The sequence below is a fragment of the Metabacillus niabensis genome (genome assembly GCF_902829255.1).
GTDB lineage: Bacteria > Bacillota > Bacilli > Bacillales > Bacillaceae > Metabacillus > Metabacillus niabensis.
In genome coordinates this window covers 1-9,285 of sequence record NZ_CADEPK010000282.1, presented here as the reverse complement: position 1 = coordinate 9,285, position 9,285 = coordinate 1, and the positions used below count along the sequence as shown (strand labels likewise).

The following is a 9,285-nucleotide window of genomic DNA, read 5'->3' as shown; positions in this document are numbered from 1 at the left end:
TGCTAATATAGAATAAAAATAAATATGTTTTGTCATAAAAATTACGAAAAGATGAAATAAACCTACCACAAAAAACAAACCCCATTTTTTTACTTTATATGATTATTTTGTAAAAAATATAAAAAGTTAAAGGATTTTTTTTATTTATAGCAAATAATTAGTCGTAAATAGGTATAATGGAGATAAGCATTTAATTAGGAGGATTCAACCATGGCACGAACTGAAACAGTATCTTCAAAATCAAAAATTTGGGAATGGACGAAGGCGATTGTTTTTGCACTAGGGCTTGCGCTTATCATTCGTTTCTTTATATTTGAACCATATGTTGTTGAAGGATCATCAATGGATCCGACATTAAAAGATGGAGATCGCCTTTTTGTAAATAAAACATTGAAATATATTGGAGAAATTAAAAAAGGAGATATCGTCATAATAGATGGGAAAGAAGAAAATATTCGCTATGTAAAAAGAATCATTGGTTTACCAGGAGACAAGGTTAGTGCAGAACAAGGAGAAGTATATGTTAACGGTAAGAAGATTTCAGAGCCGTATTTAGCAGCTAATGAAGAGGAAGCAGAAGAAATGGGCTTGCTTCTAACGAGCGATTTTGAAGAAATTGAAGTTCCCGAAGATAAGTACTTCGTTATGGGAGATAATCGCCTTGATAGTATGGACAGCCGCAATGGACTTGGATTAATAGAATCAGATAGAATCTTAGGCAAATCGGAATTTATTTTTTTTCCGTTAAGTCATTTTAGTAAAACAGAATAGTGATAAAAAAGATAGAGGAAAACCTCTATCTTTTTTATTTTAGAGCAGCTCAAGGTGCTCGAAGATAAAACTGGATACAAAAGCGAAATAGCTATTCTCTAAATTTATATGATAGACAGAGAACGTTTACTTTTCTTTGTAACATTTTTACATATGGTTCGACTACTTCTGTAAGCGTCAAAAAAATTAAAAAGGATGATTTAGATGAAAAGAATTTTCTCAATCATTTCTCTTAGCTTACTGATGATGTTATTTACCGGTTGCAGTAACAATTCAAGTGAAGAAAACAGTCAAGCTAACAAAGCGACATCTGAGGCGGAGTCGAAAAGCAGTTTTACTAATCAAGCAGAAGTGGAACAAGATGCAAATATGAAATCAGAAACTGAAGTTAATATGGACCAAAAGGAGAATGAAACAGCGGAGATAAAGGAGATGAATCAACAGGCAAGAAAGGTTATTTATACGGCAAACCTCTCCATTAAAGTTGAAAGTTATGAGAAAACATTAAAACTTATTCAACAAAAATTATCTGAAGCAAACGGCTATATTGTTAATTCTAACTCAAATTCTATCGGTGAAGATGAAGGTTTAGAGGGGACACTTACTGTCAGAATTCCACAAAATAAATTTGAATCATTTGTCCAAGCTGTTGAAGCTGGAAGTACAAAGGTAATCGAGCGAAACATTACTGGACAGGATGTAACAGAGGAATTTGTAGACCTAGAATCCCGTTTGAAATCAAAACAAGTTGTAGAAGCACGTTTATTAGACTTTATGAAAAATGCAGAAAAGACAGAAGACTTGTTAAAAATTTCAACAGATTTAGCAACTGTTCAAGAAGAAATCGAACAGATAAAAGGGAGGATGAATTATCTTTCTAATCAAGTTGAGCTATCTACGGTTACAATTTATATAACACAGGATACGGTAAAAGTGCCATCACTTGATAATGACAACTTAAATACTTGGGAGAAAACGAAGGAACAATTTATGAAGAGTTTAAACTTTTTATTACAGGCGGGCTCAAGCTTATTTGTCCTCCTCGTAGGAAGTCTACCAATTTTTATCCTAATAGGTGGTTTACTATTTCTACTTTGGCTTTTTGTAATAAAGAGACGCAAACAAAATGGAAAACCACCTAAAATAGATGAAACTACCGATTAAATCGCAAGGAGCGTTAATAGTAACATCGTGATAAAAACAGTTCCTAAAATCATCAAAACACTTATTAAAATGGACATTTTTTTATCAATTGGCACATAGCTTGAAATAAATTTTTTCGTGGAAAAATTGATAATAATATAAAGGAAGATTACTCCGATTATGAATGTCAATCCTTTTGATTGAAAACCAAGAAAAGCAAAATAAAGACCTGAAATAAAGATAAGTAGACAGTATTCGATTAATGTATGTAATTTCATGATGAATTCTCCTTTCACTAATTATTTATTTTATCATATCTTCTTTAAATCGACTAAATAAGGAGGAACAATTGTGTGAAATGTTGAATGTAGAAAATAGGCAATTATGAAATTGTGAAGGGAGATTTTTTAAAAGATGAATTCGATAAATACAGTTACAAATATGCTCTTTGATGAGCTAGAATTAGCGGTTAAAACAACAGCAAATTTACTATTAAAAATAGAGGATGAGCAATGGGAATATAGACCAACTGAAAATATGAGATCACTAGAGGAGCTAGTTCACCATTTAATTGCAATTCCACGCTCTGATTTAGCCTGTCTCATGCTGGAAAAAAGTATGGAGGAATATGAAAAGGTAGAAAAGGAAATCGCGGAGGTTAAAGATCGAGAAAAGTTAGGAGAAATGATGAAGGAGAACCTTAGCGTTTTAAAAAATTACGTCAACTCACTTAGTGAGGATGAGCTATTGAATAAAAAAACAAAGCCATTTTACTATGAACAAGGCGGTCATGTCCAAATAAAATGGCTAATGGAAATTGTTACTCATACGTATCACCATCGTGCACAGTTATTCAATTATCTTAAACAGTTAAATCATCCTATTAATATGTTTGATTTGTATTAACTCTAAATCATGATGTTACCAGAAAAATTTATTTATACAATAAAATCTGTACATAAAGAACATGGTGAACGGTGGTTACGTAAATTTCCAGATTTAATTAAAGAATGTGAGGAGCAATGGTCGATTAAGGTCTTATCTCCATATGAATTGTCCTATAATTTCGTTGCACCAGTTCTTCATAAGGACGGTAGAAGGATGGTTTTGAAGCTCGTTGTCCCGGGAAATGATGCATTACATAATGAAGTAGAAGCTTTAACATTATTTGATGGTGATGGAATTGCAAAAATGATCGATTATGATTTAAATAAAGGGTTAATGCTCTTAGAATGTATTGAGCCTGGTGTAAAGCTTTCATCGATCAAAGACAATAAACAAGCGACGATGATTATCACTAAAGTAATGAAAAAATTATGGAAGCCGGCACCTAGAAATACAAAACTCCCTACCATTTTTCAAAGGATTGATGAATTTTCTAACATCCGAAAAACATATCCAAATGGAATCGGACCAATAACAAAGGAAATGCTGATGGAAGCGGAAATATTATATGCTCATTTAGGGAGCACGATCAATCAATTATCTTTGCTTCATGGTGATTTACATCATTACAATGTCCTCCCTTCAGGAAAGGAATCATGGGTTGCGATCGATCCAAAGGGGTTAATTGGTGAAAAGGAATATGATGTGACGCAATATATGTTGAATGAACTTCCAGAACAAAATGTAGAGGAAACGATTACGGAACGACTAGAACTATTTGCTAAACAGCTTCATTTATCAAAGGAAAGAATGATTAAATGGTGTTTTTGTCATACGATATTAAGCTGTTATTGGGATATTGAAGATTTTGGAAAGGCATCAATGAAATCTGTCATCGTCATGAATATTTTTAGGAAAATGAAGAATATGTGATAAAATACAACATCAAATGAAAGAGTGGTTCAACATTACAGTGAACCACTTTTTCTCTTGGCTTATATAACATATATTTCTGATTCGTTTTAGAACATTGTTGTGAGAGACTCCTGTAAAAAGAAGACAACAGATACAAAAGGAATCACGAAGATTACGAGGTGATTTAACGGCTAAGAGAAGCCGATTATAAAGAATTTATTAAAATAGCTTATAAAATATTGATAATGTTGTTAAAAACTGTTAAAAATAGATTGGTTATACTTATTGAAGAAGATTCAGAGGAGAGGTTACATGACAAAATCATTTATTACAGTAAATGAGGGGAAAAACACACATTGGCGTTACATAAGCTCGCTTCTCGTTATATTAGCATTTATGCTTATTATTGGGACAGTTGCCTATTTAATTGCAGTGTTAATCGCAGGAGGTATAAATCCTGATTTGCTGAATTTTGATGAAATGACTAATGAAGGTGTCTTATTAACAGATCCGTTAGTAGATTTTTACCTATATCATATCGTGAACATCATTACAGTATTGGGAATTTGGCTAGCGGTAAAAACGATTTTAAAAAGACGTTTTATTTCACTTATTACGCCTTATAGGAAAGTAAATTGGTCTAAAATATTTTTTGGTTTCTTTATTTCACTAGCTATATTTGCTATATTTTCAATACTAGATTTTGCACTTTTCCCAAACGATTACGCTTTTAATGAATTTGATGCATCACGGTTTGTGTGGCTTGTCGTCGCGTGTTTCTTATTAGTACCTATTCAAACAACTTCTGAAGAATTATTATTTAGAGGTTTCTTATTGCAATGGGCTGGAAAAATTACGAAACATCCGCTTATCCTCACAATTATTATTGGTGGGATATTTGGAAGTTTGCACTTTTTTAATCCCGAGATGGAGCATGGTGCATTTTGGGTAGCGATTGATTATTTAGCAATGGGCTTTATTTGGACATATATTACAGTAAAAACGAACAGTTCAGAATACTCAATAGGAGCTCATGCAGCAAATAATATGTTTTTATGTATTTTCCTAACAATGGAGGACACAGTTGTTGGGGATATTCCTTCGCTATTTGTTGTGACAAATGTTAATGCGATGACATCCGCGATAACAACAGTCATAACAGGATTAATTTTCATGTTTATCGTTTTACGGAGACAAAAACGTCAGGTTGCATAATTTGAAATATATTGACTAATTATTTTTGGATCAATTAGACCAGTCAAAAAGAAAGCAGTTTGAAAATGTATGATTCCTTTAATTTAAGCCTTGTCTTGTCTAACAAGGCTTTTACTATGTTAAAAAGGCATAGTGAATTTTCATATTTTTTGTTATCTTTATTTGTTTTTGTAAAAAGAATCTCTATATATTGGTGATAGTATAAAAATCTGTTAGTAAGTGTTATAATTGGAGAGGATGTATAAAGTATTGGAGGCTGTTTCATGATTCAAGTGACAAATGTTAGCTTACGATTTGGAGATCGCAAGCTTTTTGAAGATGTTAATATTAAATTTACTCCGGGAAATTGCTACGGTTTAATCGGTGCAAATGGTGCTGGAAAATCAACGTTTTTAAAGATTCTTTCAGGTGATATCGAAGCTCAAACTGGTGAAGTAAGCATGGCACCAGGTGAACGATTAGCTGTATTAAAGCAAAACCATTTTGAATATGAAGAACATGAAGTATTAAAAACGGTTATAATGGGGCATAAACGTCTGTATGAAGTAATGCAAGAAAAAGATGCTATCTATATGAAGGCTGATTTTACAGATGAAGATGGAATGAGAGCTGCTGAATTAGAAGGAGAATTTGCTGAACTAAATGGTTGGGAAGCGGAAAGTGAAGCAGCAATCCTGTTAAAAGGACTTGGGATTTCAGAGGAGCTTCATTCGAAGAAGATGGCTGATTTAACTGGTGGAGAAAAGGTAAAGGTTTTATTAGCACAAGCTTTGTTTGGTGAGCCAGACGTTCTATTATTGGACGAGCCTACTAACCATCTAGATATTCATGCGATACAATGGCTTGAAGAATTTTTGATTAATTTTGAGAATACAGTTATTGTTGTTTCCCATGACCGTCACTTCTTAAATAAAGTTTGTACGCATATCGCTGATTTAGATTTCGCAAAAATTAAAATTTATGTAGGAAACTACGATTTTTGGTATGAATCTAGTCAACTAGCATTGAAATTATCACAAGAAGCGAATAAGAAGAAAGAAGAAAAAATTAAAGAGCTGCAAAATTTTATCGCTCGCTTTAGTGCAAATGCATCTAAATCAAAACAAGCTACATCCCGTAAAAAGTTATTAGATAAAATTTCACTTGATGACATTCAACCATCATCACGTAGATATCCTTATGTTAACTTTACACCAGACCGTGAAATCGGGAATGATGTTCTACGAGTTGAAGGACTTTCTAAAACAATTGATGGTGAAAAGGTTTTAGATAACATTAGCTTTATTATGAATAAGGAAGATAAAATTGCGTTTGTTGGACGAAATGAAATTGCGATTACAACACTATTTAAAATTTTGGCAGGTGAAATGGAGCCAGATAGCGGTACGTTTAAATGGGGAGTTACAACATCGCAAAGCTACTTTCCAAAGGATAATAGCGAATATTTTTCTGGAAATGAACCAAGCCTAGTGGATTGGTTACGCCAGTACTCGCCAAATGATCAAAGTGAAAGCTTTCTTCGTGGATTTTTAGGGCGTATGCTTTTTTCAGGTGAAGAGGTATTGAAAAAGCCAAGTGTATTATCCGGAGGAGAAAAGGTACGTTGTATGCTTTCTAAAATGATGTTAAGTGGGGCAAATGTTTTATTATTGGATGAGCCAACAAACCACTTAGATTTAGAGTCTATTACAGCTCTAAATAATGGATTAGTTGCTTATAAAGGTGCAATGATATTTACTTCACATGACCATCAATTCGTTCAAACAATTGCTAACCGAATTATCGAAGTGACTCCAAACGGAATTGTTGATAAACAAATGACATATGATGAGTTTTTAGAAGATGCAAATGTTCAAAAGCAAGTAAAGGAACTTTATGCTTAACTTATAAAAAGGAGGGTGGCTCAAAACCAAAGGTTCAGACCCCTCAAACACAATTTATAGTCTAATGATGAGGTTAGTTTACTATATACCGGTGTTTGATGGAGGGGGCAGACCCTTTTGAGTCACCCTCTTTTTTCATGTCTAGAAATTTTTTCCAAAATGAAAACTTTAGAGTATTTTCCAAATAATGTAAATGTGGTGCGATAGTAATGGAGTGATATTCTTGAAAAATAAGTTTTTCCTGTTTCTATTTTTTTCAGTAATAAGTTTATATGGTTGTCAAGCGACTGAAGAGCCTGTAGTAACGGAGATTGATAAAATTGAAGGAACTGAAGTAACTCCTGGACAGAAAATTCAATCGAACGTTAAATTTGATGTAAACTTTGATCAAGTCGATGCAGAAGTTATTGAGAAGGAAAATGCCATCATTCTTCGTATGGAAGGTGATGAATTATTTAACTACTATGAAACTGAATTTCCGAAAGAATCGAACGTTAAGAATGAGCAAGCAAACAATAACAGAGCTATTGAAAACTTTCATCAATTAGTTAAAGTATTTAGCGAATTACCGAATAAAACTAAGGTAAATATCAATGTTTATACTGATGACAAAGATGACGACAATTTTAATTTGCAGTTAACGAAGGATCGAGCAAATTATTTAATCGAGCAGTTTCAAACACAACAACAATTGAATCATATTGAATTTAGTGCTACAGGGTTTGGTGAAGCAAATCCAATCGTTCCGAATTCTGGAAACCCTGAAGACCAACTCAAAAATCGTCGCGTCGAATTTGTTATAGAGCCTTAAAATTATTCTTAATCAAACATGAAATAAATAATACATATTTATCTATCAATAAGTGGCTTCAAATAAAAAACACATTGGGTTATTTTTCTCAATGTGTTTTCTGTTTGAAAATATCTCTTTTTCTAATCATTTAATTCTAAAGCTTTTAGGTCTGCTACTAATTGTTGGTGATTAAGGTTTTCTCCAATAAAAACGAGCGTATTTTTTCGTTTCAGTTGCTCCTTCATATATAGTGGCATTCCATATGAATATTGAAAAAGAAATGGTAATTCGGAATGTGTAAAGGTAATATAGCCTTTAATTCGATAAATAGTTTCTGGCATTTCTTTTAAAAATTGTTCAAATTGTTCCAAAGATACAGGCTTGTTAAATGTATGTACATATGTTCTCATATGTAAATGCTCATGGACGTGTGTTTGTTCATGATGTCTTTTAAGTGGCTTTTGCATCGGTTTTAATTGTGCTAATGGAACGCTTGCGAATTCAGTCATTAATAGTTTACTCTTGCTATTTAAGGCTTGAATTTCCGCAACTAAATTTGCCTTTTTCATCTCTGAAAGTTGATCGGTTTTATTCAACAATATAATGTCTGCATGCTGAACTTGCTCAAGTAGCAGCTTTCTGAGCTGTATGCTTAAACTTGAACGACTTTCCCAGCGCATTGCATCAACAATCGTAATAATGGCTTGAACAGAAAGCTTTTCAGCAAAAATCGGTGATAAACAAGAGTCTAATACTTCTATAGGATGAGCAACACCTGTTGTTTCAATATAAATAGCATCAAGCTCATATTCACGAAGCATATTATCTAGTTGTACTTCAAGTTGACCTTGAATCGTACAACAAACACAGCCATTTAACAATTCTTTAAGTGGTGTATCTTTATCAACTGCATTCGAATCAATTGAAACTTCTCCTAATTCATTCATAATTACAGCTATTTTTCGCTGATTCTGTTTTTCCTGACTCAGAATATTTTGCAATAACGTTGTTTTTCCTGCACCTAAAAATCCTGATAAAATATAAACCTCGACAGGTTTCATCTATTTCTCCCCATTTCAAAACGCTCTAAAAGGGGATCGTCATCAGATCCCCAACTTAATTAAAATGCCCATGTTCCATTTCGGAAGATTGCTTCTGATGTTCCGTCCTCTAAAATTCCGTCGATATCCATTTCTGCTGAGCCGATCATGAAATCAACATGTGTAATACTTGAATTCACCCCGACCTTTTCTAATTCTTCACGGGACATCTTTTTACCGCCTTCAACACAGAAAGCATATCCATTTCCAATAGCTAAGTGATTGGATGCATTTTCGTCAAACAAAGTATTGTAAAACAAAATACCTGATTGTGAGATTGGCGAATCATGTGCAACAAGGGCAATCTCACCTAAATAATGTGAACCTTCATCTGTTTCAACTAATTGCTTTAATACTGCTTCACCCTTTTCAGCTTTTACATCAATGATTCTGCCATTTTCAAAGGTTAACGAAAAATTATCAATTAAATTTCCACTATAGCTCAATGGTTTTGTACTTTTTACGACACCGTTAACTCCATTTCGTAAAGGCACAGTAAATACTTCCTCAGTTGGCATATTTGCCATAAAGAAATTACCCTTTTCATTCTCACTACCTGCACCAACCCAAGTATGTGTAT

Annotated in this window: 10 protein-coding genes; 7 read left to right on the top strand and 3 right to left on the bottom strand. The window is 33.2% G+C overall.

Annotation, left to right across the window (positions count from 1 at the left end):
• Nucleotides 1–210: 210 nt before the first annotated feature.
• Together lepB and HU235_RS16405 are read left to right on the top strand one after the other, a co-directional pair.
• A complete protein-coding gene (gene lepB / locus HU235_RS16410) occupies nt 211–771 on the top strand; it encodes a signal peptidase I (RefSeq protein WP_095299006.1) in 561 nt (186 codons plus the stop codon).
• A gap of 204 nt (nt 772–975) precedes the next feature.
• On the top strand, nt 976–1,935 hold the full coding sequence (locus HU235_RS16405; protein WP_174880895.1) for a DUF4349 domain-containing protein: 960 nt from the start codon (nt 976–978) through the stop codon (nt 1,933–1,935).
• On the opposite strand, the gene HU235_RS16400 is transcribed toward HU235_RS16405, so the two are convergent.
• Nucleotides 1,932–2,192, bottom strand: coding sequence for a hypothetical protein (locus HU235_RS16400; protein ID WP_174880894.1), 261 nt, complete (start codon nt 2,190–2,192; stop codon nt 1,932–1,934). The genes HU235_RS16405 and HU235_RS16400 overlap by 4 nt on opposite strands.
• 136 nt (nt 2,193–2,328) lie before the next feature.
• On the opposite strand from HU235_RS16400, the gene HU235_RS16395 reads away from it, so the two are divergent.
• The 5 genes from HU235_RS16395 (at nt 2,329) to HU235_RS16375 (ending at nt 7,623) form a co-directional block, all read left to right on the top strand.
• Entirely contained in the window at nt 2,329–2,820 is a 492-nt protein-coding gene (locus tag HU235_RS16395; RefSeq protein WP_145580831.1) for a DinB family protein, read from the top strand.
• Between the two features lie 9 nt (nt 2,821–2,829).
• Nucleotides 2,830–3,732 carry an aminoglycoside phosphotransferase family protein gene (locus HU235_RS16390; protein ID WP_174880893.1) on the top strand — a complete coding sequence of 301 codons (903 nt, stop codon included), beginning with the start codon at nt 2,830–2,832 and terminating at the stop codon, nt 3,730–3,732.
• Nucleotides 3,733–4,026: 294 nt separating this feature from the next.
• On the top strand, nt 4,027–4,929 hold the full coding sequence (locus tag HU235_RS16385; RefSeq protein ID WP_095298996.1) for a CPBP family intramembrane glutamic endopeptidase: 903 nt from the start codon (nt 4,027–4,029) through the stop codon (nt 4,927–4,929).
• 263 nt (nt 4,930–5,192) lie between these two features.
• The gene (locus HU235_RS16380; RefSeq protein ID WP_095298994.1) at nt 5,193–6,812 is read left to right on the top strand and encodes an ABC-F family ATP-binding cassette domain-containing protein; all 1,620 of its coding nucleotides are present in this window, start codon (nt 5,193–5,195) and stop codon (nt 6,810–6,812) included.
• Between the two features lie 223 nt (nt 6,813–7,035).
• The gene (locus tag HU235_RS16375) at nt 7,036–7,623 is read left to right on the top strand and encodes an OmpA family protein (protein WP_174880892.1); all 588 of its coding nucleotides are present in this window, start codon (nt 7,036–7,038) and stop codon (nt 7,621–7,623) included.
• 122 nt (nt 7,624–7,745) lie between these two features.
• On the opposite strand, the gene HU235_RS16370 is transcribed toward HU235_RS16375, so the two are convergent.
• Nucleotides 7,746–8,666: a CobW family GTP-binding protein gene (locus HU235_RS16370; RefSeq protein ID WP_095298990.1), complete on the bottom strand. Its 921-nt coding sequence runs from the start codon at nt 8,664–8,666 to the stop codon at nt 7,746–7,748.
• Between the two features lie 59 nt (nt 8,667–8,725).
• Nucleotides 8,726–9,285, bottom strand: a 560-nt coding sequence (locus tag HU235_RS16365) for an aminopeptidase (RefSeq protein WP_174880891.1), incomplete at its 5' end; no start/stop codon positions are given.